The sequence below is a fragment of the Mesorhizobium sp. B3-1-9 genome, from assembly GCF_006439595.1.
Classification (GTDB): domain Bacteria; phylum Pseudomonadota; class Alphaproteobacteria; order Rhizobiales; family Rhizobiaceae; genus Mesorhizobium.
This window is the reverse complement of sequence record NZ_VFTJ01000008.1, coordinates 206,310-230,703: the sequence shown is the minus strand read 5'-3', so window position 1 is coordinate 230,703 and position 24,394 is coordinate 206,310. Positions and strand designations below refer to the sequence as shown.

Below are 24,394 nucleotides of genomic sequence, written 5' to 3'. Positions count from 1 at the left end.
TCCTATTGCAGCCAGGCCGCGGGGCCGGCTCCAGCCTCGTCGAGCGTGTGGCCGGTACGGAAACGGTCGAGCCCATAGGCGGCGATCAATGGATGCGGCTTGCCGGTCGCCAGCGTGTGCGCAAAACACCAGCCAGAAGCCGGTGTCGCCTTGAAGCCGCCATAGCACCACCCACCGTTGAGATAGAGCCCATCGATCGGCGTCGGGCAGATGATCGGGCTGGCGTCGGGCGTCATGTCCATTACACCGCCCCAATGGCGCAGCAGCCTGACGCGCGAGATGCAGGGCATTAGCGCGATCGCGGCCTCGGCCACCTCGCGCACGACGCCGAGATTGCCGCGCTGGGCGTAGGAATTGTAGCCGTCGAGATTGCCGCCGAAGACAAGCCCACCCTTGTCGGACTGGCTGACATAGAAATGATCGGCGCCGTAGGCGACGACATGGTCGACCAGCGGCTTCAGCGGTTCGGTGACGAAAGCCTGGAGCACGTGGCTTTCGATCGGCAGTTCCAGGCCGGCCTTCTGTCCGAGCACTGAGGTGTGGCCGGCGACTGCCAACCCGACCTTGCCGGCGCCGATGCGGCCCTTGCTCGTCTCCACGCCGACGATCCTGTCGCCATCGCGGACGAAGCCGGTCACCTCGCAGTTCTGGATGATGTCGACGCCATGGCCGTCGGCGGCGCGCGCATAACCCCAGGCGACGGCATCGTGGCGGGCGGTGCCGGCGCGGCCCTGCAGGATCGCGCCGTGGATTGGAAACCGCGCTGTGTCGGAGAAATCGAGATAGGGCACGAGCCGCCGCACCTCCTCGCGGTCGAGAATGTCGGCATCGATGCCGTTCAGCCGCATGATGTTGGCGCGATGGCTGAACGTGTCGAGCTGATCCGCCGAATGGGCGGTGACGATCTGGCCGCGCTGCGAAAACATGACGTTGAAATTCAGCGCCTGCGACAGGCCTTCCCATAGCTTGACCGAGAATTCGTAGAATTGGGTGTTGCCGTCGAGCAGATAATTGGAACGGATCACCGTGGTGTTGCGGCCGACATTGCCGCCGCCGATATAGCCCTTCTCCAGCACGGCGACATTGCGGATGCCGTGGTTCTCGGCGAGATAGAAGGCGGTGGCCAGCCCATGTCCGCCACCGCCCACGATGATCACATCGTAAGCCGGCTTCGGCTCTGCCGCGCGCCACGCGCGCTGCCAGTTCTTCTGGCCGGACAGGCCGTTACGGAAAATCGAGAACGCCGAATAGCGCGACGTGTTCATGGTCTAGCGGACGATCGAGCCGGCCGTAGTGCGGGTCAGCACTTCAGCGCCCGCGTCGGTCAGCAGCACGGTGTTTGAGATGAAATGGTCGCCGCGGCCGGTGCCCATCAGCCAGGAAAGGATATGGAAGCTCATCCCCGTCTCGATCTCGAGATCGGAATCGTGCCTCAGGCCGGTTACCGAGTTGCCGCCGGTCCAGGATGGCGGCTGGCCGATGCCGACCAGGTAGCCGCAATGGTGGCGGCGATAATGCGAGAGACCTGCTTCGTCTGCGGCGCCCTGCCAGGCACCATAGACGTCGCGCGCCTTGACGCCGGGCTTCAGCGCCTTGAGGACGGCATCGAAGGCTTTGGCTGTGACCTCGGCCATCGCCGCGTCTTCATCCTTGATGCTGCCGATGCGGATCAGCCGGCCGAGCGGCGCGTGATAGCGCGAGATGCAGCCGGACAGTTCGACGAAGACCGGCTCGCCGGCGCGGTAGATGCCGTCGCCCCAGGTCGTATGCTCTTCGCCAAGCCTGGCGGCGGGACGGATGAACGGCCCGAAGCCGGGCGCGTGGCCGCCGGCGCGGATCATCGCCGCCACGCATTGGGCAGCGACCTCCTGCTCGGCAGCCCCTTCGGAAATCGCCGCGATCGCTGCACCGGCAGCGGCATCCGTGACCTTTGCAGCGCGGCGCATCAGCGCCTGCTCCTCGGCGCTCTTCACCAGCCGCATCCTGTCGACCAGCCCGGAGACATCGCTCCATTTGGCGTTGGCCTGCGCCTCGAGCTTCAGGGCGAGGCCGTGGCTGAGGCCCGACGTCCAGTGCTCGAGACCGATGCGCCTACCTGTCAGTCCGAGTTCGGCAAGGACACGCGCGGCAAGGTCGGCGGCCGTCTCGCTGTCGGAATGGCCGCGGAAATCCGCCGCCTTCACCTGGTTCTCGATCGTCACCTTTTCCATCGACCGGGTGACTAGAACCGGTCGACCGCCGAGCGGGATGATCAGGAAGTGTGGCGCGAAGTAGCCCCAATGGTCGAGGCCCGTGAGGTAGAAGATGTTTTCCGGCGCAGAGAAGATAGCTGCATCAAGTCCGCGCTCTGCCAGCGCTGTGCAGACCTTCGACAGGCGGCCGGCGATTTCTGCTTCGGAAAAGGGATTGCGGTCCATTGGGTATCCTTGAACTTGTCGGTTCCCGGGCTGGTGGTCAGTCGATGATGATGAGGTCGCGGGCCACGTCGCAAAGCCGCTCGCCGCCGCTTTCGGTAACGACGAAGGATTCGGAAATGGCGACGCCGAAATCGTCGAGCCAGACGCCGGCCATGAAGTGGAAGCACATGCCAGGCTGCAGCTCGGTCTTGTCGCCAGGCCTGAGGCTTGCGGTGCGTTCGCCCCAATCCGGCGGATAGGCGAGGCCGACGGGATAGCCGACGCGGCTTTCCTTCTTCAGTCCGTTTCTGCGCAGCACCCCCTGCCAGGCGGCTTCGACCTGTTCACAGGTGTTGCCGGGCCGAGCCAGATCGAGGCCGGCATCGACGCCTTCGACGATCACCTTGGCCATGTCGGAGAGGGCGGCCGGCGGCTTGCCGAAATGCACGGTCCGGGTCAGCGCCGCGTGGTAGCGCCGTCGCACGCCGGCGATCTCGACGATGGCCAGCCCGCTGTCGGGGAGCGGCGCGTCCGACCAGGTCAGGTGCGGTGTGCTCGTGCCTTCGCCGACCGGCATCAGCGGACAGATCGCGGCGTAGTCGCCGCCGGCGCCCGGCACGCCCATGATCTGCGCATGATAGATTTCGGCAATCACGTGGTTCTGCGGTACGCCCGGGCGCATCTTTTCGATGGCGCGGTTCATGGCATTGCTGCAGATCGCGCCGGCCTGGCGGATCAACGCCAGTTCGGTGTCCGATTTCACCAGCCGGGCCCAGTTGACCAGGTCGTGGTTGTTGGCGAGGTTCGCTTCGGGCAGGCCGCCGACGAGATGGGCATGGCAGCGCGCCGTGTAATAGTGCGCATCCATTTCCACGCCGATCCGCGCCCGTCCCCAACCGCGTGTCCGGATCAGACCGGCGAGCTCGTCATAGGGATGCTCGACGGGCTGCTGCACCAGACGCTCCGAGAACGAAACGATGTTTTCTTCGGGCAGGCCGGTGGTCATGCAGGCGCTCCTGGCATCCTGCGCCCTGCCGAACCAGATCGGCCGATCTTCCTCCAGATGGACGAGCACGCACTGCGGCACGTAGAAGGACCACCCATCATAGCCGGTCAGCCAGCACATATTTGCCGGGTCCTGACAGATGATGAGATCGAAGCCAGCCTTTTCCATGCGCCGCTTCACGCCTGTCAGGCGCCGTGCATATTCTGCCTTTGTGAAGCTGGCTGAGCCGCTCAAACCCGTTTCCCCTGACCGCCGCGTCAATTCGAGAAAAATAGCATAATTGTGCACAACTATCGGCTATTCGACCGTACACTCGATCCAAATGCGCGGATTTTTCAGGATTCGTACAGCGTGTCTTGCGATATGTCTAGATCAGTTGTATACGTCTTACATGCTCGCTGCGACGGAGGAGAAACGTCGTCCGAGCCAAGGCAATCGTCAAAAAGAAAAGGGGAATGCATGCTCATGTCACAGATATCTCGCCGCACGGTTGTGAAGGTGGCCGCCGGCTTTGCGCTCGCCGCGACCGCATTCACGGCGTTGCCGGCCCATGCGGAGACGACCCTCGAGCGGGCCAAGAAGGACGGCTACATCCGTGTCGGCTTCGCCAACGAGGCGCCGTTTGGTTTTGCGACGCCCGACGGCAAATTGACCGGTGAAGCGCCTGAGGTTGCCAAGGCGGTGCTTGCCAAGATGGGTATTGCGCAGGTCGACGGCGTGCTGACCGAATTCGGCTCGCTCATCCCAGGCCTGAAGGCCGGGCGCTTCGACATCATCGCCGCCGGCATGTTCATCAATCCGAAGCGGTGTGCCGAGATCAATTTCTCCGAACCGTCCTACGGTATCGGCCAGGCCATGTTGGTGACCAAGGGCAATCCGAAGGGCATAAAGGATTATTCGAGCATCAAGGATAATCCGGACCTCAAGCTCGCCGTGATGGCGGGCGCGGTCGAGGGCGGATACGCCAAGGATGCAGGTGTCGCGGCGGGGCAGATCGTCGCCTTGCCCGACCAGTCCAGTCTCGTCGCCGCCGTCCAGGCAGGGCGCGCCGACGCCGCCGCGCTTACCGCATTGTCGATCGCCGATATGGCCAAGAAGGCCGATGGCGTCGAATCGACCAAGCCCTTCGGCGAGGTTGCCGGCAAGTCGGTGAAGGGGCATGGCGGCTTCGGCTTCCGCAAGGAAGACACCGATCTGCAGGAAGCGTTCGATGCCGAACTGAAGAAATTCATCGGTTCGCCGGAACACATTGCGCTGGTCGAACCGCTCGGCTTCGGCAAGGACTATCTGCCCAACAAGACAACCGCGCAGCTCTGCAAGGGCGAATAAGTTCCCAACTGCTGGGCGGTGTGAGAGCGCCGCCCCCTTTTTTCCTCGGAGAAGCAGATGGGTATCCGCACGCTCGTTGGCATGCTGATCGTCTCGCTGGCCCTGATCGCTGTGCTGGCCACGCAGGCAACATACAGCCTGTTCCTGCCGGGACTGCTGCAGGGCGCCGCCCTGACGATCGAGATCGCAGTCCTAGGCAGCCTACTGGCGGTCGTCATGGGCGTGCTCGCCGCGTTGGCACGCATGTATGGTCCGGCGCCGCTCAGATGGCTGGCGACGGTCTATGTCGAGATCTTTCGTGGCACCTCGGCGCTGGTGCAATTGTTCTGGCTGTTTTTCGTGCTGCCGCAATTCGGCGTCACGCTCGACGCATTTCCCGTTGCCGTGCTCGCGCTTGGCCTGAATGTCGGAGCCTACGGATCCGAGTGCGTGCGCGGCGCCATCCAGTCGGTCGCGCGCGGCCAGTGGGAAGCGGGAACGGCGCTCAACATGAGCCGTGCGCAGATGCTGCGCCGGATCATCCTGCCGCAAGCCTTCATCGCCATGATCCCACCCTGGGGCAATTTGTTCATCGAGCTGCTGAAGTCGACCGCGCTGGTGTCGCTGATCACACTGTCCGACCTCGCCTTCAAGGCGCAGCAGATGAACCAGAACACGTTCAAGACCATTCCGATCTTCACGCTGGTGCTGCTGATGTATCTCGCCATGTCGCTCACCGTTTCCATCGGCATGCGGCTTCTCGAAAGGCGAGCCTCGCTCGGCCTGGCACGAGGAAAGGCAGCATGATCTGGGATTGGAGTTTTGCCCTCGAGATCCTGCCGGTGCTGGCCCGCGCCGCCGTCATCTCCATAGAGGCGACGCTGCTTGGTTTCGCCATCGCGGCCTCGCTCGGCCTGATCCTGGCGGTGATCCGCATCGCCGTGCCGTGGACAGGCTGGACGATCTCGGTGCTGGTCGAACTGATCCGCTCGACGCCACTGCTCATCCAGATCTTCTTTGTTTATTTCGTCTTTCCGAAATTCGGCCTTGTGCTCGACGCGTTCACGGCCGGTGTTCTGGCGATTGGCATCCACTATGCCGCCTACTGCTCGGAGGTCTATCGAGCGGGCTTCGACAATATCCATCGAGGCCAATGGGAAGCCTCGATCGCGCTCAATCTCTCGTCCTGGACGACCTTTCGCGACATCATCATTCCGCAGGCCATCCCGCCGATCGTGCCGGCACTCGGCAACTATCTCGTCGCGCTGTTCAAGGAGACGCCGCTGCTTTCGGCCATCGCCGTGCTGGAACTCATGCAGACAGCCAAGATCATCGGCTCCGAGACATTCCGCTACACCGAACCTATCACACTGGTCGGCCTGTTCTTCCTCGCGATGAGCCTGGTTTCGGCCGCGCTTATTCGTGCCCTTGAACGCCTGCTCAACCGGAGGAACGCGCGATGACGGAACAACCGATGGTCCGCTTCGACAATGTTTCCAAACGCTACGGCGCGTTGACTGTTCTCGACGGCCTGAACCTCGAAATCGCGCGCGGCGAGAAGGTTTCCGTCATCGGTCCGTCCGGTTCCGGCAAGACCACCGTGCTGCGCATGCTGATGACGCTGGAGACCATCAATGACGGCGTCATCTGGGTCGAGGGCGAGCCGCTGACCCATATGCAGCAGAATGGAAAGCTGGTGCCTGCCAACCTTGCTCACATCCGCCGCATCCGGGCGAAGATCGGCATGGTCTTCCAGTCCTTCAATCTGTTTCCGCACATGACGGCGATGGCCAACTGCATCGAGGCGCCGATAACCGTGCTTGGCATGAAGCGGGCCGATGCCGAGGCGAGGGCGGCCGAGCTTCTCGACATGGTCGGGTTGTCACAGAAGAAGGACCACTATCCTTCCCAGCTCTCCGGCGGCCAGCAACAGCGTGTCGCCATCGCCAGGGCGTTGGCGATGCGGCCCAAGATCATGCTGTTCGATGAGGTGACCTCCGCGCTCGACCCGGAACTTGTCGGCGAAGTGCTGCAAGTGATAAGGCAAATCGGCCGCGAGCATGATTTGACGATGCTTATGGTCACGCACCAGATGGGCTTCGCCAAGGAATTTTCCGATCGCGTCTGCTTCTTCTACCAGGGCAAGATATGCGAGCAGGGACCGCCAGGCGAGTTGTTCGGTGCCCCTAAGAACGAGCGGACGCGGCAGTTCCTGCACGCTGTCCTGGAGGCTGGATGACGCTGGAGACGGATGCCTCGGCCACCACCGCGATCGTGGACGCGCCACGACCGCTTTCGGCGCGAGAACGGTTCGAGCGTATCTACCGGATCCTGCGTGATCGCATCTGCCTGCTCGACTACCCGCCGGGAAGCCGGCTCTCCGAGGAAGAACTCGCGCAGGAATTCGAGATCAGCCGCACGCCGGTCCGCCGCGTGCTGGCGCGCCTCGAATCCGAGGGTCTGGTTCAATCCGTCCACGGCGTCGGCACCATAGTCACCGATGTCGATATCGAGGAATTGCAGCAGGTCTATCACCTGCGTCTGGAACTGGCGCTTTTGGTCGGCAAGCTTTCGCCGATCCCGCGGACGGCCGCCGACCTGGACCGGATCCGGGCACTGATTGCACGCTGTGATTCCGATATGCTCAATCCGGATCAGCGGGCTTTCCTGCAACTGAACATGGATTTCTTCTCCGAACTGACCGCCATGACAGGGAACCAGCCCCTGCGCGAGATCAGCGAGAGACTGTATTTCCAGGTGGCGCGTGTCGTCCTGAAGATGATGCCACAACTAGGTTTGGTGGAGGAGTTCACGGCCTTCCGGCGCGAAATGGAGGAGGTCCTGGCCGCGGCGGAGATCGGCGACTGGGAGTCGATCGGACACATCAGGCGTGCGCATATCTCAATGAGCTTTCGACGCATGATGCGGCATGGGGGTCATACCAAGGACACGAACAGCGATCGCTTGGTACGGCAAGAAAAATAGTCCGAGCACTCGCCTGCTCAGGCAATTAACGGTTCTTCCTTTGCCGAAGTTCGAAACGAACCAACTGGCGCCTTGATGAACCTTTTGACTTTCGCCAATTTGAAGTTTGCCAGGTTTTTTCCTAGCCATCCCAATCCCTACCCCTGACGTGCTTCCCTGTTTTGTCCGCGTCGTCCACGTTATCCGACCCGAAGCGGACAACAGCAGGCGCTTTGGTCGCAGGAACTTGGAAGTCGCAATTCTTGGTGCCTGCGCCGGCTTCTACATTCATTGGATCTGAAATCCGCGAGCCGAGGGGTCACGGTCGTCGACGGAGATGGTGTTGTGGCCGATGACCCGTGCTGACACTCGGTTTGATGCCCTTGAACGAGCCGATGTCGGGTTCCGTCCTCGATGCGGCCCTCGATATGAACGTGGGATTTTGGGCAGGCAGGCTTAGCCGTCGAAAAAACGGCAAGCCAAGAAGTCCAATATGACGTTTGAATCGACCCACCAATTGGAAACGATATAAGCTCGACAATTCCTATTTCCATACCACAAACTGCTTTATGTTGTGAGTGTTACGAGCAAATCCTTGTATGCAATATCAACGGTGTCATCGTCCTTGACAGGTGTCGTGGAAACGATATTGTTTTGATGCATCGGCGCGACCAACGGCGCATTTTTGCCGTGATCGGCCGGCGGAGGAGCACTGATGAGGGGCCTCAACGGCAAGATTGCCGCAGTGACGGGCGCAGGTTCCGGCATAGGGCAGGCGGCGGCCAAGCGTCTTGCGGAAGAGGGGTGCAAGGTTGCCATACTCGACTGGAACGAGGAGAGCGCAAGGGCAACCGCGCAGCAGATCGCGCAGGCGGGCGGCGAAGCGCTGCCGCTGAAAGCCGACGTGAGCAACGAATCTCAGGTCGAGGCCGCTTTCAAGGCGATCGTCGCCAGGTTTGGCCGCCTCGACATTCTGGTTTCCAATGCCGGGATATTCTCCGGCGAACGCGACGGCAAAGTCGACGGGCTTTCCAAAGCGGTGTGGGACGAGATCGTTGGAGTCAACCTTACTGGCATGTATCTCAGCTGCAAACACGGCGTCGCCGCGATCAAGGCGACGGCCGGAAAGGGTGCGGTGGTGCTGACCGGATCGCCTACCGGCATGTCGGGCTGCACGCCGGCCAATGTCGCCTACGGCTCCAGCAAGGGAGGAGTGCATGGCCTGTCGCGCGTCATGGCTGTCGATCATGCGCCGGAAGGCATCCGGGTGAATGTGGTTGTTCCCGGTTTCACGTTGACCCCGATCGTACGGGAACTTGTTGCCGACCCTAAAGTCTATGAATGGCAGATACAGAACATCCCATTGAAGCGTGGCGCCGAGCCCGAAGAGATCGCAGGCGCTGTGGCGTTCCTGGCTTCCGACGACGCGTCCTATATGACCGGGTCCTTCATGTTCGTCGATGGCGGCCTGACCGCCATCTGACCCGGCTCCATCAAAAGAAGACGTGCAGACCGATAACGATCAAAAGGGAGGAGCAATTCACATGGCAATCACAAGGTTCAAGACGACTTTGCCGCTCGGCGCGCTGGCGCTGGCGCTCAGCGTGTCAGGCGCATTCGCTGAAGACATCACCATCGGCTTCGTCGCTCATGCGCAGGGCGACCCGTTCGTGCAGCAAATCCAGGATGGCGCGCAGGCCGCCGCCAACGATCTCGGCGTCAAGCTGGTGACAGCGCAACAGGCCGGCGGCGCACCGGAAGGGCAGCTGAAGCTGGTGCAGAATTTCGCCAATTCAGGCGCCCAGGGGATAGCGACGTCGGTGCCTGGCGAATCCATGGCCAAGGGTCTTAACGACACCATCTCGAGCGGCGTGCCGATCGTGCAGTTCAACCTGCTGTCGAAGGCGGTGAACGCACCCTATGTCGGTGAAAAATCGGTCGAGAGCGGCCGCGTTCTCGGTCGCATGGTGCTGGACAAGATCGGCGGCGAAAGCGCCAAGGGAACGGTCATCATCGGCAACTGCTTCCCCGGTTTCCCGGTTCTGGAAAATCGCGCCAAGGGTGTCGAGGAATCGCTCGCCAAAGCCTCCGGCATCAAGGTGCTGGGACCTTTCGATGTCAAAGTTTCGGCGGTCGACAACTACAATCATTGGGAACAGCTCTATAGCGCAAATCCTGACGCTGTGGCCTTGATCGGCCTTTGCGCGCCGGACGTGACCAGCCTCGGCAAGCTCAACGCCGCCAATGGCGACAAGTTCGTGGCCGGCGGCTACGATCTGACGGAACTGAACCTCAAGGCCGTCAAGGAAGGCCACGCTTACGTGACCATCGGCCAAAGCGCCTTCGTGCAGGGCTATCTGCCGGTCGCGCTGCTGGTCAATGCGATCAAGGGCGGCAAGAAACTGGATCCAGGCTTCTACAATGCCGGTTCGCAGATCGTGACCGCCGACAAGGTCGACATGGGCAACGGCCTGACGCCGATCTCTTTCGATGAGGCACAGAAGCTGGCGGCCGATCCGAAAGCGACCGCGGCCTATTACAAGGCCTGGACGCAGACGCTCACGGCCGACATGCTGTCGGCGACGCCGAAGCCGATTTCCGCGGAATCCGAATAAGCACCGCACCATTTGAATGAAAGCGGGGTGGCGGAAGCCGCCCCCGATTCTGTCTGGGTCCCTTGCAAAGCACAGATGTCCGACCGGCCCATCATATCCGTGCACAACCTCGCCAAGCATTATGGCGGCGTCATTGCGCTCGACGATATGAGCCTGGCGGTTGAACGCGGCACCATCCACGCCGTGGTCGGTGAGAACGGCGCCGGCAAGTCGACCCTCATGAAGGTGCTGGCCGGTGTCGTCAGACCGGACAGCGGAACCATAGAACTTGACGGCACCACTGTCGCCATCGACGGACCGAACGCCGCACGCCAGCACGGCATTGGCATGGTGTACCAGGAGCTCAGCCTCTTTCCGGAGCGCTCGGTTCTGGCCAATTTGTTCGTCAACCGCGAGCCGGTGCGCCGCGGCCTCATCTCCAACACGGTTATGGAGGAACGATGCCGGCCGCTTCTTGACGAATTGGGGCTTCATGTCGACGTGAGGGCACCGGTCAACCGTCTGAGCATAGGTGAACGGCAGCTTGTCGAACTGTGCCGGGTGCTCCTTGAAAATCCCCGCCTGCTCATCCTGGACGAACCGAATTCGGCTTTGAACCAGCGCGAGACCGAGAAGCTGTTTGCGGTGCTGAAACGCATCCGCGAGCGCGGCATCACCATGATTTACGTTTCGCACCGGCTGGAAGAGGTTTTTTCAATCTGCGACCGCATCACCATAACCCGCAACGGTCGCGATGTGCTGACCGGGGATCGTTCAGCGCTTACCATTCCAGAAGTCATCGAAGGCATGATCGGACGCCAACGCGAGGCGCTGTTTCCGCCTGCTCTGCCTGCCAGAGCCGGAACTGCGAAAGAGATCGCCGTCAGCGGGCTCGGCGGCGGCAGGCTGCGTCAGATCGATTTCACGGCTCGGTCGGGCGAGGTCGTGGGTTTTGCCGGGCTCGAGGGATCCGGCATTTCAGACCTGTTCGATATCCTGTTTGGACTGCGCAGGGCGCGCAGGGGGGAGGTCCGCTTTCCCGACGGCCGTGGACTTCCAAAAAATCCGACGGATGCGGCCCGCCGCAATGTCTGCCTGGTGCCGGCAGACCGCCGCCGCAACGGTCTGATGCTCGACAAGTCGATCCTGTTCAACATTTCCAACATCGTGGTGGGCGCGCGAGACGACGGCCCGTCGTGGTTCTCGCCAAAAGTCGCCCTGGGCCGCGCTGGCCGCCAGATCGAGGCTTTGCGCATCAAAGGCCGACCGCACGCACTGACGAATTCGCTGTCGGGCGGCAACCAGCAGAAGGTCGTGATCGGGAAGTGGCTGGAGATAGGTCCGCAAGTCTTTCTGCTGGACGATCCGACGCGCGGCGTCGATGTCGGCGCCAAGCGAGAAATATACGGCCTCATCCGTCAGATGTCCGCCGATGGCGGCATCGTGCTGTTCAGCTCGACCGAATTGCCTGAACTCATCGGTCTCTGCGACCGCATCGTGGTTGTCTATCAGGGGCGGTTGGCAGCCATTGTTTCCTCGGGCGACATGGACAGCCGTTCCATCCTCCATCTTGTCAACACGGGCGAGATGCCGGGGAGGATTCGAAATCCGCAGCAAGAAACGAACAGGGCATGACCGAAGCCGACCGCACGGAAACAATCGCTCCACGGCCCCAGGACTTTCCGAAGTGGCGCTTTCGTATGCCGGAGGAGATCGGCGTGATCGTCGCGCTTGCCGTCATGATGGCGGTGATCGGCGTTGCCCGGCCGCGTTTCCTCAATCCGATCAACCTGTTTTCGCTGCTCGGCAACACGACGTTTCTTGGCATGCTGGCGATCGGCATGGTGTTTCTGCTGGCGATCCGGGAGATCGACCTTTCGGTCGGCTGGATGTTCAATTTCTCGGCGGTGATTGCAGCGCTTCTGATGGTCGCGGGGTTCGACCCGTGGCTTGCGGCGCTGGCCGGCATCGTGTTCGGGGCCTGTCTCGGGCTCGTCAACGGTCTGATTGCAGTTACGCTGCGTCTGCCGTCGATCATCGTGACGCTTGGCACCTATTCGATGTTCCAGGGGCTGTCGCTGGTGGTCAACCACGGCAGGGCGATCGTACCGTCCGACCAGAGCAGCAGCTTCTTCTGGGTGATTTCCTATAAATTGTTCGGAGTTCTGCCTGTGGCGGCGCTGGTGTTCGTGCTGCTGGCGATTGCAATGCACGTTGTGCTTCACCGCACGCGTTTCGGCTACCGTGTGCAAGCGGTCGGCAGCAATCCGGAAGCCGCCACGCATGCCGGCATACCGACTGCCCGGGTGCGCCTTCAGACCTTGGTGCTGATGGGCGCGATATGCGGGCTATCGGGCACAATGTATCTCGGCTTTCGCGGCGCCATCGATCCGAATGAAGGCAGCGACTTCGTCCTGGTTGTCATTGCCGCCGTCATCATCGGCGGCACGCCGCTGTCTGGCGGGCACGGCACGATCATCGGCGCGGTGATCGGCATGATGATCATCCAGGTCATCTCGAGCGGGTTGATCTTCTTTGGCATCGATGCGACGTGGAGCACCTTCGTTACCGGAGCGGTGACCGTGCTTGCCGTCTCACTCGACCGATTGATCAAATATCATCGAACGCGACGTGCGGAGCTGCGGCGAGAATCCTTGCACGGTTGAGGGTGCCCGGGCACACGCGATTTTCAATTGGCGTTTCGAGGCTGGCGTCGCTCGGGCAGTTCCTTGGCTGAGTGCCCCATGAACGAATTAATCGCTGACCGGCCGGCAAGAGCCGCCGAGAATGAGGTGCGTCGGAAAAGAAATCCGTTGCGCTGGCCGATCGGCCTGGCCGCCCAGCCGTTCAAGAAGAAGCAGTGCTGCCGTACGTCCTATCTCCTCGACCGGGCGGTCGATAAGCGTGATAGGGCCGGGATAAAGCATGGCCACATCGGAGCGGTCGCATCCGATAAGGGAAATATCGTTCGGCACCGAAACGCCTTGCTGCTGGAGGGCACGCAACACGCCGACCAGGATACGATTGCCTGCCGCTATGATGGCTGTCGGGCGTTCGCGCATCTGGAGCAGGGCAGTGGCTTCGCGGAAACCGAAATCAGCCGACAGGCTTTGCGAACGGATCAGATGCTCAGGCACGGCCAGCCCGCTTTTCTGGAACGCCTCGACGAATCCGCGGACGCGCTCGCGTCCTGGCCTTATGTCCTTGCCCGCCGTGATGATGGCGATGCGGCGATGACCGAGCTCGATCAAATAGCCGGTCGCCTGTCTCAAGCCCGTCGCGTGCTCGGTCAGCACCGCGTCGATCTCCAGCGGTATGTCGCGGTCGAGAAGCACGGAAGGCACGCGCAATTCCTTGAGCCGCTTGATGGTGCGCGGATCCTGTTCGTTGTTGATCGTCAGTATCATGCCGTCCGCGCGGCCGTGCTGGAGCATGTCGATGGCCGCGGCTTCGTCCGATGCCCGTCCGTTGGTGCTCATGAGGTAGAGGGAGAAGCCGCGCTCGCGCATCTGCGAGTCGACCGCCTTGAAACAGCTCGCATGCCACGGATTGGCGATATCATCGATGACGAAGCCCACCGTCATCGTGTTGCGGCGGCGCATGTTCTGCGCGCGTGAATCCGGTTGGAAACCAAGGGAATGGATCGCGGCGCGTACCTTGCCGAGGGTTCCCGGCCGCACGGTATCAGGAGCATTCAGGCTGCGTGAAACGGTTCCGACAGAAACGCCGGAGACACGCGCCACGTCCCGAATTGTCGCCGGCTTGTCGATCCCTTTTCTCACCGAGCCCCCGTCAATACCGGTCGAACCAGACAACCATTTAACTGCCCAGTCTTGTTATAGAACTGCATAGTAGCGCGACGGCGACTTTGACGACAAGCGGGAAGCTCGTGCTTTGCGCTTGACCTCCGAAAGCCAAGCCCTTATTTTTGGAAACGTTTCGAAAAACGAGCGTTTCAATGTCAAGCTCCCTCAAAATAGAACGCATAGAATGCATTCCGCTCTGCATGCCGCTGCCACGTACCTTCAGGGGCAGCAACTATTTCATGACACACCGCTGCACAATCATCACGCGCGTCTTCACCTCCGAGGGAATCATCGGCGAGGTCTACAACGGCGATGAGTTCGAAACCCAGGCGGAAGTTGTCAAGATCATCCTGGATGAGATCCAGCCGCTGTTGGTCGGCAAGGATGCCTTCAATATCGAAGGATGCTGGGAAGCGATGCGCAAGCCGAGCTACAATATCCTGCGCGACCGCAAACTCGCCATGTGCGCGCAGGCCTGCGTCGACAGTGCGTTGTGGGACGCTGTCGGCAAGGCGCTCGACACCCCTCTCTACAAGCTGTGGGGCGGCTATCGCGATGCGTTGCCGGTCATTTGCATCGCCGGATACTATGAGGAAAACAAGACTTTGGCGGATTTCGGCCGCGAGATGGAGCAGATACGCGCCGACGGATACGGCGGCTGCAAGTTCAAGGTGGGCGGACGGACGCCGAAGGAAGACGCCGAGCGCGTGCGCACGGCGCGCCAAGCCGCGGGCGACGATTTCGCGCTTCTTGTGGACGCAAACCAAGGTTGGAGCCTGCGCGACGCGGTTGCGTTTTCGCGTTACGTGTCCGACCTCAACATCCGCTGGTTCGAGGAACCGGTCCGCTGGTACAACGACCGGCTCGACCTCGCTGCGGCGCGTAGCCAGACCGGTATTGCGATTGCGGCCGGGCAAAGCGAGATCAGCCGCGCCGGTTGCCGAGACCTGATGATGGCCGGCGCGATCGACGTCTGCAATTTCGATGCGAGCTGGGGTGGCGGGCCGACCGAATGGCGCCGGGTCGCGGCCTTGGCGTCATGCTTCGCGGTGGAGATGGGGCATCACGAGGAGCCGCAGATTTCCGCGCACCTTCTGGCCTCCATATCCAACGGGACGTATTTGGAAACGTTTCATCCGGATCGCGATCCAATGTTCTATGCACTTGTGGCGAACCGGTCGAAATTCGACAACGGCGTCTACAAAGTGCCGCAGGGCGCCGGTTTCGGGCTTGTCCTCGACCAGAAGACGATCGGCAAATATAGACTCTGAGCCCGTTCAGCTCCTGTCGATGACTGAAATGCAGTCGACGTCACCGATCTTGCTGGTAACTCAAGGCCATAGCATTCGACCGTACGTGACAGCCGTCAGGCCGCTGCTTTTTCCTTGCGCCGCTTCTGTTCAAGCTGCGTGATGTCGGTGGCGAGCGTCTCGACGTGCTCATAGTTGCCCACCCTCAGCGGCTCTGTCAGCATGCCCGCGGCGACGACATAGACAAGGTCGGCTGCTTCATAGACTTCCAATACTTCCGTGCAGAAGATGATGACCGTATTGCCTGCATCGGCATAGTCGCGCAGCAGCCTGTAGATCTCGGCCTTGCTGTGAATATCGACGCCGCGGGTCGGCTCTTCCAGAAGCAACAGTTTCGGGGCACAGTGCAGCGCCTGGGCGATCGCGACTTTCTGCTGGTTGCCGCCGGACAGGGAACGGATGCCTTGCGTCGTCGTGCGGGTCTTGACCAGGAAACGACGCACTGCGTCCCTCGCCATGTCGCGCATCTTGCGCTTCTTCAGCGTGAGGCCGAACCCGGCGATTTCCGGATAGCCCAGCCGCACGAGCAAGTTCTCGCCGACGGAAAAATTGCTGTACAGGCTAAGCTGGCGCGTCGCCGGCACATAGGCGGTGCGATGCCGCAAGGCCGAGGCTGATGCCTCGCCCTCGATCTGCATCGTCCCCGTGCATCGCTCCAGCCCTGCAAACGAGCGGATCAGTTCGCGCGAGCCGGATCCTTCGACGCCCATCAGCGCGATGATCTCGCCGGCCCTGCCTTGCATCGATATGGCTCGGAATGCCTTGGGATGGGTCCAGTCGCGGACCGAAAAAAGCGTTTCGACCGTCGGGGAGCCGCTCGGGCGGCGGGCGGCAACAGCGTCGACAATGGCTGCGTCTGTCACCAACTGCCGCGCGATCGCGTCTTCCGTAAGCGCGTCGCCAGAAAGTATCGCCCTAACCTTGCCGTCGCGCACGATCGCCACCCGGGTGCAATGCTCGACGAGATCGCCCAGACGGTGCGTGACGAGAAGCACGATCCTTCCAGTGCCGGCTAGCGCGCGCATCTCTCCGAAAAGCTGGTCCGACTCGTCTGCCGTCAAGGCGGAATTCGGCTCGTCGAAAAGGAAAACACGTGAATCGCGCGCTACCGCGCGGGCGATCTCGGTGCGTTGCTGGGTGGCCAGGGAACAATCGGCCAGTTGTCGGTCCTTCAGCCGACCGATGCCGAGCGCATCCATCACCTTGGCGTCGGCCGAACCGAGGCGCGGACGCGCGGAATTGGTGCCCTCGCGGCCAACCATGACGTTCTCCGCCACGGTCAGGTTGGGAAAGAGCTGCGGTTCCTGGTGCACGACGGCGACGGCATGCCAGTCAACCGAAGGGGACCATGGCCGGCCATCGAAGGTCAGCTTGCCTGCATCAGGCTTCTCCTCGCCGGCGATGATGCGCACCAGCGTGCTCTTTCCCGCGCCGTTCGGCCCGGCGATGCCAAGCACCTCGCCGGGCAAGATATCGAGATCGATGCCGTCGAGCGCGATCGTGCTGCCGTAGCGCTTGGTAATCCCGCGGATGCTGATGCCTTCTGCGTTCATGCTGCGCGGCTCTTGCGCAACTTGGTCAGGAAAAGGTCGAGCGCGACCGCGCCAATCGTCACCGCGCCGAGGAATATCTGTTGCACATGCGGACCGGGAGAGAGCAGGGCGAGCCCGATCTGAAGCTCTGCCAGCAACAACGCGCCGCCCAGGGTGCCGATGATCGTGCCCTTGCCGCCGCTGAGGCTCGCCCCGCCGATGATGACGGCCGCGAAAACCGGAAATGTCTGCGACAGGCCGATATCGGGCTGGCTGGTCTGGATGAAGGAGAAGTCGAGGACGCCCGCGATAGCCGCAAGGATCGAGCACAGAATGAAGGCAAGGATCTTGTAGCGCCTGACCGGCAGGCGGGCGAGTTTACCCGCCTCGGGATTGCCGCCGATCGCCATCAGCCGGAAGCCGAACAGCGAGCGGTGCAAAAGGAAGCCAACGACAATTGCGATGCCGAGCATCCAGAAGATCTCCACCGACAGGCTGTATTTGCCGACGTTTTGGGTGAGCCCGATGAAGAAGTTCAGTTCGCCCTGGTCGACATTGCCTCCCGGCGGCGGATAATTCGGGTTGAACGTGCCGGTGTTGCTGATCCAGAGCGACAGCCCGTAGAGCAGATTGTAACTGCCCAATGTGACGATGAAGGACGGGATTTTCAAACCCGTCACCATGAACCCGTTGAACAGTCCGACCAGGATGCCGACGCCGATTGCGATCGGGATTGCCAGGTAGACCGAAACACCCCACAGGATCCACACGACCGCCAGCGTGTTTGCCGCCAGCCCATACATCGCGCCGAACGACAGGTCGATTTCGCCGACGACGATGACCAGGGTCAGTCCCATCGCCATGATGGCGACGGAACTCATGGCTCTCAGCACCGAGACGGCGAGATTGGGATTGGCGAAGTTCGGATTGATAAAGACGAAGACGAGCGCGACCACGATAACGGCGGCAAACAGGCCGCCAATACGCAACGCCGCATCGATGGTCGCCTTTCCCGCAGCGGAAAATCCTTGGCGCCGCTCGGCTGGCTGCGTGGTTTCGCCTGAATGCATCCGTACCTCAAAGATTTTGTTGCCGCAGCGGCTGCGATATGACCGTGAGCCAGAATCGGACGGACCGCAAGACGCGGGCCCGTCCTGTCGGTGCGGTCGCTATTTTTGCGACATCGTGGTGTCGAGTTCCTTGCGCGCCTGCTCCACGCCGTCCTTCATCACCGCCTTGAGCGTCTGCGTGTTGGGCAGGATGACGCCATTCTTCAGGAATTGCGCGCAGGCCGGCGCACCGAAAGCGGCCTGATCGGGCCAGCGCTGGTCGAGTTGGGCGACCTGGATGCCTTTCTCGATCGCGTCGAGCTGCCCTTTGGACGAATTCCAGCCAATCGTGAAGACCTTTCCTGTCAGGCCAAGGCTCTCGATCGCACGGTCGGCATGTTCGGCGCCGATGTCGACGTTCTCAATGAACTGAACGTCCGGATTGGCTGTCAGAAACGAGCGGAAGACATCGAATGTCTTGCCCGGCTCATAGCTGGTGTTGAGACCATTGGATGCCGACGTCACGAATTTGGCGTCGGGGATCGCGGCTTTGATGCCGTCCTCAAAACCTTTCATGCGGCCCTGCGCCCAGAATTGCGTCGGGTCGCCGCCGGAAACCGCGAAGACCTTGATGTCGGACTTGTTGTTGTCCTTGATCCACTTCAGCACGGTTTCGGCTGCGGTATGGCCTTCCTTGTCCGGAATCTGGGTGAAGTTGGTGAACTCATGCCCGCGCGACGTAACGCCGGCTGTAAAGACCGGAATGCCTTGATCCATCAGCTTGTTGGTGATGGCCGTCATCGCGTCCGAACTGACGGGCTCGATGCCGATGCAGTCGATCTCGCCAGTTGCAAGCTTGGCCTCGATCTGGCTGACCTGCTGGTTCGGGTCATTCTGCACCGGCGCGATCGCCGAACACTCCATCGGATAGATGTCCTTGCCCATCTTGCAGCCCATGTCGAAGCCCGCTTTGTACTGCGGCGAGAACAACGGAATGCCCGAGGCCTGGTAGGAGAAGACGTAATTGATCGACTCGCCTTTCTTGATCTTCTCGGCGATGCGGTCGGCGAGCTTGAAAGTGCCCCAATCCCGCTTCACTTCGAACGGGGCTCCGTCGACCTTTTCGCCTGTTGACGGGATCTGGCTTTCGCTGGCGTTCTGTGCGAACGCGGTCGCTGCGACTGCCAGAGTCGCGCAGCTTGCCGCTGCAAGCAACATATGACGATATGAAATACCCACTTCTTCCTCCCTGTTCTTGATCTCTTGGCGACGAGGCTGCTTTCGCGTCGCTATACCAACCCCAAGACCTTCTCGCTGCGGTAGCCCTCCACAACGTTTTCAATGACTTCGATGCCGAGCCCGGGACCCGTCGGCGGATAGACCCAGCCATCGACGTGTTCAAAGGGTTTGGTGACGAGATCGTGCTGCATCGGATTGCGCAGCGGTTTGAACTCGAACAGCTTGCACGATGGCGAGTTGAACGAAATGGCGAGGCTGGCCGCCGTCACGATGGCCGATGACCAGGCATGGGCATTGGCCTGGCGGCGGTAGAACTCGCAGCGCTCGGTCACCTTCTTGAAGCCGGTGATGCCTTCGGCCCGGCCGGGATCGACGCCGATCACATCCACCGTTCCGGTCGCGATGACCCGCTCGAACTGCTCCAGCGTCCATTCGCGTTCGCCATAAGCGATACGGGTTGTCGTCTTGGAGCGAAGGTTGGCATAGCCCTCGGGATCCCAGGCGCCGAGCGGTTCCTCGATCCAGGCGAGATTGTATTCCTCCATCGCCTTGGCGCGGCGCACCGCATCGGTGACATCCCATTTGATGTTGATGCCGTTGTCGATCATCAGCATCTTGTCGCCGAGCACCTCGCGCATCGCCTTGACGTATGCCACGTCGCGCTTGTGATCATAGCCGAGGTTGGCGTTGCCGCGCTTGCCGAAGCCCGTCTTCAGCCCCTGCAGTCCCGTCGATACCCATTCGGCCGTCTCTTCGGCCATCTCTTCGATGGATTCGTAATGCGCATGGCAAGAGGCGATCGCCGGCAGCCGCTCGTGGACGCAGCCCCCCAGCAGGTCGAGCACGCTGCGGCCCAGCGCCTTGCCCTTCAGATCCCACAATGCGATGTCGATCGCGGCCGTGGCGTAGGAGGCGATGCCGCCATGATAGCCGTACCACCAGGCCTGCTGCTTGTTCTGCCGCCACAGCGCCTCGGTCTGCACCGGATCCTTGCCGATCAGGTTGGGCGCCATGCCTTCGATGATCGCCTTGGCGGCAAAATTCGCTTCGGGGAATTGGGTAATCGATTCACCCCAGCCGACCTGACCGTCATCGGCGGTAATCTTGGCGAGGCACAAATGCCGCAGCGCGTTGAAGTCGTTGGGTTCCGGGTAGCTGACCGGAATGGCTTCGATCCTGGCGATCTTCATGGTGGGCCGGTCCTTATCCGATCGCGCCGCGGAACAGCGGCATGCCTTCGACGCCGAGGCTTACTTCTATGAGGTTTCCGGTCATCGCGGCGCCGCTCGTATCGAACGGCCCCATGTCGCAGCAGAACAGCTTGCCGCCCTTGCCAAAGCAACAATTGAGGATGGTACCGCCGGTTTCCAGGAACTCGACGTGCCTGCCGTCCCTGGAGAAATGGTCGACGCCACCGGCCGCGACGGCGGTGATCCAGAAATCGCCTTTCTCATCGATCTTCAACCCGTCAGGAATGTGTCCCTCCGGCATTTTGCACAACAGCGACTTGCTGCCGTCGGGTTTGCGGCGAATGACGTTCAACGTGTAAGATTCGACCCAGACGATCGAACCGTCCTTCTCGACAACGATGCCGTTCGGATAGACGTGATCGAGCTCCTCGAGGATCCTGGCGACGCCGTTCTTTTCGATGACCACGATCCGGCCCGGATGCGGCTTGTCGGCCTGGTTCCAATCGCCTGAATCGGTGAAGTAAAGCCTGCCGTCCGGACCGAAGCTCAGGTCGTTCGGGCCGTCGAACTTCTTGCCGTCGGCTTCCGTCACGAGAATTTCGACTTTCCCGTTGGGCAAGGTCTTCTGGATGGACGGCGGTCTGTGCACCGGCGCGACCCACGAACCGACATTCGGGGTCTGCGTCGAATAGACTGCGCCGTCGCTGCCCAGCATGCAGGCGTTCGGGCCGCCGCCGACAAAGGCATATTGCCCTTGCTTGCCGGTCTTCGGGTCCCAGACTCCGATCTCGCTGGCGTAGGTGTTGGCGTAGATGACGCGCCCGTCGTCAAGTTCGTAGGGACCTTCGGGATGCCCGAGCCCCTTGGCCCGGATGACCTGCGGTTTCTTCACGATTCTCCTCCCTTCACCAGGTGACCATTCCGCCGGTGAAATTCACCGCCTGGCCGGTCATGTATGACGCCGCATCCGACAACAGGAACCAAATGAGGCCTGCGCACTCGTCAGCCGTCGCCGCGCGGCCCAGCGGCACGGCGCGGGTGCGAGCGCTCTCCAGTTCCGCGATCTCGGCTTGGCGCAGCTTCGACACGCCTGCCAGCACGTGATCTTGCATCGGCGTGTCGACAATGCCCGGGCAGATCGCATTGACCCTTACAGGTCGCGATGCCAGCGCATAGGCAAAGGAGCGGGTAATGGAGGTAATAGTCGTCTTGGAAGCCGCATAGGCGGCGACCTCGACGGTCGCAGCCAGTTTCGCGGAACTCGAAGACAGGTTGACGATCGCGCCGCCCGGTTTCAGGCGCGGGCCGATCTGCTGGCAGAGGAAAAAAATCGACTCGGCGTTGACGGTCTGAATCCGCCGCCAGTCTTCAAGGCTAACGTCGAAGATCGACTTGATCAAAATAATGCCGTGCGAGTTCACCATGTAGTCGAAACCATCGGCAGCCTCGGCAAGACGGGCGCGGGCATCGGCATCAGACAGGTCGATCGTCAATGTTTTGCATCCGGCGGATTTGACATCGGCGAGCTTTTCTTCGTCGATATCGACAGCAATGACGTCAATGCCTTGTCGCATAAGCCGCAATGCGGCAGCCTTGCCGATGCCGCTGCCGGCTCCGGTCACGACGCCGCGACGATTTCGCGCTGGCGAACCCATTCAGACGTCCTACCTCCCAGCGGCCAACCCGCGGCAGCTTCAAACCACGTCAGGAAGAAGGTGCCGTGCGATATCCCTCGAACTATATTGAAACGTTATCAAGACATGCAAGCAATTTCTGTCCGGCTCTCAAACGCGGGCTCGACGGATCACGTTCGCTTGAGCATATCCCTTTCGGCGATTTCGCCTTGAGCCGACGAAAATAGCCGCAAAATGCAGTATTCAGTCGCGGCTTGGCCAATATTCTGAGACTTTGACGCGCATGCCGGTCGAGAGCGGCGCGCCCCCTTTTCTTCCAAATCGTGCTGCAGGGGACGCTTGCAAAGAGGCTAAGTGGTGACTATGAATTGAAACGATATTTTCCCAAAGAGGCCCGATCGCCGTGGAGAAATGAGGATCATGTCATCGGCCAGAATCGCGGTTATCGAAGGAGACGGCATCGGCAAGGAAGTCGTACCCGAGGGACGTAAGGTCCTTGAAGCAGCGGCGCATGTTTTCGGGCTGGATTTGCGTTTCGAGGCGTTCGACTGGGGTTGCGACCATCACGCCCGCTTCGGGCGGATGATGCCGGAAGCCGGCCTCGACAAGATCGCCGGGCATGATGCGATCTTCCTCGGCGCCATCGGTTGGCCAACCGTGTCCGACGTGGAATCGCTGTGGACGTTGCTGATGCCGATCCGACGCAACTTCCAGCAGTATGTCAATCTGCGGCCCGTGCGGCTGTTCGGCGGCGTGCCGTCGCCGCTGGCACAGCCCGGCGTGATCGACTTCTACATCGTGCGGGAAAACAATGAGGGCGAATACTCTGAGATCGGCGGCCGGATGTTTCCCGGCATGGATCAGGAGATGGTCATCCAAAACACGGTGCTGACCCGCTTCGGCTGCGATCGCGTGATGCGCTTTGCCTTCGACCTCGCCATGAAGCGCAAACGCAGGCTGACCTCCGCAACCAAATCCAACGGCATCATTCACACAATGCCATTTTGGGACGAGAGATTCCGTGCCGTCGCCAAGGATTACCCCGCGGTCGCGACCGAGCAATTTCACATCGACATTCTGGCCGCGCATTTCGTCGGGCGTCCATCGCGCTTCGACGTGGTGGTGGCAAGCAATCTGTTCGGCGATATCCTGTCGGATCTCGGCCCGGCGGTTACCGGAACGATCGGCATTGCACCTTCCGGCAACCTCAATCCGGAGCGCAGGTTTCCATCCATGTTCGAGCCCGTGCACGGCTCAGCGCCTGACATCGCCGGCAGGAACATCGCCAATCCGATTGGCCAGATCTGGTCGGGCGCGATGATGCTGGACCACCTAGGGGCGACCGAGGCCGCTGCTGCCATCGTCTCGGCGATCGAGCGGGTGCTTCTGTCAGGCGAGAACCTGACGCGCGACATGGGTGGCACGGCCTCGACCAGCGCGCTGGGCCAGGCCATAGCCGATGCCGTTTCAGCCCACCCCGCGGAGACGCGTCGCCATGGCTGAACTGCCCTTCGTCGATACGCATTTCCATCTGCACGACATGAAGCACCGGCAGCTTCGCTATGGCTGGCTTGAACCCGACGCGGTTCATGGCTTTCTGGCTGACACCGATCCACTGAAATCGCAGCATTATCTCGTCAAGGACTACATCGCCGAAATCCGCTTTTCCAACGTGCCCAAGGCGGTGCACGTTCAAGCGGCGGTCAATACGCCCGATCCGGTGGTCGAAACTGCCTGGCTGCAGGCTTTTGCCGACCAGACGGGCTATCCGCACGGCATCATCGCGGAATGCCATCTCGCCCGACCCGACGCGGCGAGCGTGCTCGACCAGCATCTGAAGTATCCGAATGTGCGCGGCATTCGCAATTTTGGCGACGGGCACTACCTTGTCGATGCCGCCTGGCGGCGCGGCTTCGCCGAGCTCGGCTCCCGCAATCTGGTTTCCTGCATCGACACGCGGGTCGAACTGGCCGACGACATTCTGGACCTCGCCCGGGCCTTTCCGGACACGCAGATCTGTATCGACCATTGCGCGATTCCGATGGACCGCGATCAGGCGAGCTTCCGGCGTTGGCGCGGCGCAATGGACGTGATGGCGAAGTCATCCAATGTCACCATGAAGATCTCAGGGCTGGGCATGGGCGATCCGCAGTGGACGGTCGAAACCATCCGCCCTTACGTGCTGGGCAGCATCGAGGCGTTCGGCGCGGACAGGGTGGTCTTTGGCACGAACTGGCCGGTCGACCGCATGTTCAGCTCATATCCGGATGTCATAAACGCCTATGCCGAGATCATTTCCGGCTTTCCGAAAATCGAGCAAGCAGCGATGTTTTCCGGTAATGCAGAGCGGCTGTTCAGGATTTGAT

22 protein-coding genes and 1 pseudogene are annotated in these 24,394 nt (G+C 61.4%); 12 read left to right on the top strand and 11 right to left on the bottom strand.

Going from position 1 to position 24,394, the window contains the following annotated elements:
• Nucleotides 1-2 precede the first annotated feature (2 nt).
• The 3 genes from FJW07_RS17200 to FJW07_RS17190 are packed head-to-tail and all read right to left on the bottom strand — an operon-like array spanning nt 3 to nt 3,636.
• Nucleotides 3-1,265, bottom strand: coding sequence for a sarcosine oxidase subunit beta family protein (locus FJW07_RS17200; RefSeq protein WP_140857735.1), 1,263 nt, complete (start codon nt 1,263-1,265; stop codon nt 3-5).
• Nucleotides 1,266-1,268: 3 nt separating this feature from the next.
• On the bottom strand, nt 1,269-2,417 hold the full coding sequence (locus FJW07_RS17195) for a Xaa-Pro peptidase family protein (protein WP_140857733.1): 1,149 nt from the start codon (nt 2,415-2,417) through the stop codon (nt 1,269-1,271).
• A gap of 37 nt (nt 2,418-2,454) precedes the next feature.
• Nucleotides 2,455-3,636 (bottom strand): M24 family metallopeptidase, encoded by a 1,182-nt coding sequence (locus FJW07_RS17190; protein ID WP_140857731.1) that lies wholly within the window; start codon nt 3,634-3,636, stop codon nt 2,455-2,457.
• Nucleotides 3,637-3,867: 231 nt separating this feature from the next.
• Here FJW07_RS17190 and ehuB point away from each other — a divergent pair, with 231 nt between their 5' ends.
• The 5 genes from ehuB to FJW07_RS17165 are packed head-to-tail and all read left to right on the top strand — an operon-like array spanning nt 3,868 to nt 7,695.
• Nucleotides 3,868-4,731: an ectoine/hydroxyectoine ABC transporter substrate-binding protein EhuB gene (gene ehuB / locus FJW07_RS17185; protein WP_246680788.1), complete on the top strand. Its 864-nt coding sequence runs from the start codon at nt 3,868-3,870 to the stop codon at nt 4,729-4,731.
• 57 nt (nt 4,732-4,788) lie between these two features.
• Entirely contained in the window at nt 4,789-5,517 is a 729-nt protein-coding gene (ehuC, locus tag FJW07_RS17180; protein ID WP_140857727.1) for an ectoine/hydroxyectoine ABC transporter permease subunit EhuC, read from the top strand.
• Complete coding sequence (ehuD, locus tag FJW07_RS17175) at nt 5,514-6,173, top strand: ectoine/hydroxyectoine ABC transporter permease subunit EhuD (protein WP_140640513.1); 660 nt, start codon at nt 5,514-5,516, stop codon at nt 6,171-6,173. Before ehuC ends, ehuD begins: the two co-directional genes overlap by 4 nt.
• A complete protein-coding gene (gene ehuA / locus FJW07_RS17170; protein WP_140640511.1) occupies nt 6,170-6,949 on the top strand; it encodes an ectoine/hydroxyectoine ABC transporter ATP-binding protein EhuA in 780 nt (259 codons plus the stop codon). Before ehuD ends, ehuA begins: the two co-directional genes overlap by 4 nt.
• Complete coding sequence (locus FJW07_RS17165; RefSeq protein WP_140857725.1) at nt 6,946-7,695, top strand: GntR family transcriptional regulator; 750 nt, start codon at nt 6,946-6,948, stop codon at nt 7,693-7,695. The genes ehuA and FJW07_RS17165 overlap by 4 nt, the downstream gene beginning before the upstream one ends.
• 267 nt (nt 7,696-7,962) lie before the next feature.
• Here FJW07_RS17165 and FJW07_RS32075 read toward each other — a convergent pair.
• A pseudogene (locus tag FJW07_RS32075) lies at nt 7,963-8,071 on the bottom strand (hydroxyproline-2-epimerase); the annotation flags it as partial.
• A gap of 318 nt (nt 8,072-8,389) precedes the next feature.
• Here FJW07_RS32075 and FJW07_RS17155 point away from each other — a divergent pair.
• The 4 genes from FJW07_RS17155 (at nt 8,390) to FJW07_RS17140 (ending at nt 12,934) form a co-directional block, all read left to right on the top strand.
• Complete coding sequence (locus FJW07_RS17155; protein WP_140652708.1) at nt 8,390-9,157, top strand: SDR family NAD(P)-dependent oxidoreductase; 768 nt, start codon at nt 8,390-8,392, stop codon at nt 9,155-9,157.
• 61 nt (nt 9,158-9,218) lie between these two features.
• Entirely contained in the window at nt 9,219-10,289 is a 1,071-nt protein-coding gene (locus FJW07_RS17150; RefSeq protein WP_140652710.1) for a sugar ABC transporter substrate-binding protein, read from the top strand.
• A gap of 75 nt (nt 10,290-10,364) precedes the next feature.
• Complete coding sequence (locus tag FJW07_RS17145; protein ID WP_140652712.1) at nt 10,365-11,903, top strand: sugar ABC transporter ATP-binding protein; 1,539 nt, start codon at nt 10,365-10,367, stop codon at nt 11,901-11,903.
• Complete coding sequence (locus FJW07_RS17140) at nt 11,900-12,934, top strand: ABC transporter permease (protein ID WP_140652714.1); 1,035 nt, start codon at nt 11,900-11,902, stop codon at nt 12,932-12,934. Before FJW07_RS17145 ends, FJW07_RS17140 begins: the two co-directional genes overlap by 4 nt.
• A gap of 87 nt (nt 12,935-13,021) precedes the next feature.
• Here FJW07_RS17140 and FJW07_RS17135 read toward each other — a convergent pair whose 3' ends face one another.
• The gene (locus FJW07_RS17135; protein ID WP_140640499.1) at nt 13,022-14,083 is read right to left on the bottom strand and encodes a LacI family DNA-binding transcriptional regulator; all 1,062 of its coding nucleotides are present in this window, start codon (nt 14,081-14,083) and stop codon (nt 13,022-13,024) included.
• Nucleotides 14,084-14,313: 230 nt separating this feature from the next.
• Between FJW07_RS17135 and FJW07_RS17130 the strand changes: the two genes are divergently transcribed.
• Entirely contained in the window at nt 14,314-15,345 is a 1,032-nt protein-coding gene (locus FJW07_RS17130) for a mandelate racemase/muconate lactonizing enzyme family protein (protein WP_246680787.1), read from the top strand.
• Between the two features lie 95 nt (nt 15,346-15,440).
• Here FJW07_RS17130 and FJW07_RS17125 read toward each other — a convergent pair whose 3' ends face one another.
• The 6 genes from FJW07_RS17125 to FJW07_RS17100 all read right to left on the bottom strand — a co-directional run bounded on the left by FJW07_RS17125 (nt 15,441) and on the right by FJW07_RS17100 (nt 22,049).
• Nucleotides 15,441-16,937, bottom strand: coding sequence for a sugar ABC transporter ATP-binding protein (locus FJW07_RS17125; RefSeq protein ID WP_140857721.1), 1,497 nt, complete (start codon nt 16,935-16,937; stop codon nt 15,441-15,443).
• A complete protein-coding gene (locus FJW07_RS17120; protein WP_140640493.1) occupies nt 16,934-17,986 on the bottom strand; it encodes an ABC transporter permease in 1,053 nt (350 codons plus the stop codon). Before FJW07_RS17120 ends, FJW07_RS17125 begins: the two co-directional genes overlap by 4 nt.
• A 99-nt stretch (nt 17,987-18,085) precedes the next feature.
• Nucleotides 18,086-19,063 (bottom strand): sugar ABC transporter substrate-binding protein, encoded by a 978-nt coding sequence (locus FJW07_RS17115; RefSeq protein ID WP_181175572.1) that lies wholly within the window; start codon nt 19,061-19,063, stop codon nt 18,086-18,088.
• A gap of 191 nt (nt 19,064-19,254) precedes the next feature.
• Nucleotides 19,255-20,394, bottom strand: a complete 1,140-nt coding sequence (locus FJW07_RS17110) for a mandelate racemase/muconate lactonizing enzyme family protein (RefSeq protein ID WP_140857719.1) — start codon at nt 20,392-20,394, stop codon at nt 19,255-19,257.
• Between the two features lie 13 nt (nt 20,395-20,407).
• On the bottom strand, nt 20,408-21,286 hold the full coding sequence (locus tag FJW07_RS17105; RefSeq protein WP_181167040.1) for an SMP-30/gluconolactonase/LRE family protein: 879 nt from the start codon (nt 21,284-21,286) through the stop codon (nt 20,408-20,410).
• 13 nt (nt 21,287-21,299) lie between these two features.
• Nucleotides 21,300-22,049 (bottom strand): SDR family oxidoreductase, encoded by a 750-nt coding sequence (locus FJW07_RS17100; RefSeq protein WP_140652723.1) that lies wholly within the window; start codon nt 22,047-22,049, stop codon nt 21,300-21,302.
• A gap of 399 nt (nt 22,050-22,448) precedes the next feature.
• Here FJW07_RS17100 and FJW07_RS17095 point away from each other — a divergent pair, with 399 nt between their 5' ends.
• Both FJW07_RS17095 and FJW07_RS17090 read left to right on the top strand, forming a co-directional pair.
• On the top strand, nt 22,449-23,531 hold the full coding sequence (locus FJW07_RS17095; protein ID WP_281405337.1) for a tartrate dehydrogenase: 1,083 nt from the start codon (nt 22,449-22,451) through the stop codon (nt 23,529-23,531).
• Nucleotides 23,524-24,393, top strand: coding sequence for an amidohydrolase family protein (locus FJW07_RS17090; protein ID WP_181182662.1), 870 nt, complete (start codon nt 23,524-23,526; stop codon nt 24,391-24,393). Before FJW07_RS17095 ends, FJW07_RS17090 begins: the two co-directional genes overlap by 8 nt.
• Nucleotide 24,394 lies beyond the last annotated feature (1 nt).

Excerpts from the sequence above, each read along its gene's own strand:
- FJW07_RS17155 (WP_140652708.1), top strand. The coding sequence starts at position 8,390 with ATGAGGGGCCTCAACGGCAAGATTGCCGCAGTGACGGGCGCAGGTTCC.
- ehuB (WP_246680788.1), top strand. The coding sequence starts at position 3,868 with ATGTCACAGATATCTCGCCGCACGGTTGTGAAGGTGGCCGCCGGCTTT.
- FJW07_RS17125 (WP_140857721.1), bottom strand. The coding sequence starts at position 16,937 with ATGAACGCAGAAGGCATCAGCATCCGCGGGATTACCAAGCGCTACGGC.
- FJW07_RS17110 (WP_140857719.1), bottom strand. The coding sequence starts at position 20,394 with ATGAAGATCGCCAGGATCGAAGCCATTCCGGTCAGCTACCCGGAACCC.
- ehuD (WP_140640513.1), top strand. The coding sequence starts at position 5,514 with ATGATCTGGGATTGGAGTTTTGCCCTCGAGATCCTGCCGGTGCTGGCC.
- FJW07_RS17130 (WP_246680787.1), top strand. The coding sequence starts at position 14,314 with ATGACACACCGCTGCACAATCATCACGCGCGTCTTCACCTCCGAGGGA.
- FJW07_RS17140 (WP_140652714.1), top strand. The coding sequence starts at position 11,900 with ATGACCGAAGCCGACCGCACGGAAACAATCGCTCCACGGCCCCAGGAC.
- ehuC (WP_140857727.1), top strand. The coding sequence starts at position 4,789 with ATGGGTATCCGCACGCTCGTTGGCATGCTGATCGTCTCGCTGGCCCTG.
- FJW07_RS17100 (WP_140652723.1), bottom strand. The coding sequence starts at position 22,049 with ATGGGTTCGCCAGCGCGAAATCGTCGCGGCGTCGTGACCGGAGCCGGC.
- FJW07_RS17090 (WP_181182662.1), top strand. The coding sequence starts at position 23,524 with ATGGCTGAACTGCCCTTCGTCGATACGCATTTCCATCTGCACGACATG.
- FJW07_RS17165 (WP_140857725.1), top strand. The coding sequence starts at position 6,946 with ATGACGCTGGAGACGGATGCCTCGGCCACCACCGCGATCGTGGACGCG.
- FJW07_RS17150 (WP_140652710.1), top strand. The coding sequence starts at position 9,219 with ATGGCAATCACAAGGTTCAAGACGACTTTGCCGCTCGGCGCGCTGGCG.
- FJW07_RS17095 (WP_281405337.1), top strand. The coding sequence starts at position 22,449 with ATGTCATCGGCCAGAATCGCGGTTATCGAAGGAGACGGCATCGGCAAG.
- ehuA (WP_140640511.1), top strand. The coding sequence starts at position 6,170 with ATGACGGAACAACCGATGGTCCGCTTCGACAATGTTTCCAAACGCTAC.
- FJW07_RS17145 (WP_140652712.1), top strand. The coding sequence starts at position 10,365 with ATGTCCGACCGGCCCATCATATCCGTGCACAACCTCGCCAAGCATTAT.
- FJW07_RS17200 (WP_140857735.1), bottom strand. The coding sequence starts at position 1,265 with ATGAACACGTCGCGCTATTCGGCGTTCTCGATTTTCCGTAACGGCCTG.
- FJW07_RS17120 (WP_140640493.1), bottom strand. The coding sequence starts at position 17,986 with ATGCATTCAGGCGAAACCACGCAGCCAGCCGAGCGGCGCCAAGGATTT.
- FJW07_RS17195 (WP_140857733.1), bottom strand. The coding sequence starts at position 2,417 with ATGGACCGCAATCCCTTTTCCGAAGCAGAAATCGCCGGCCGCCTGTCG.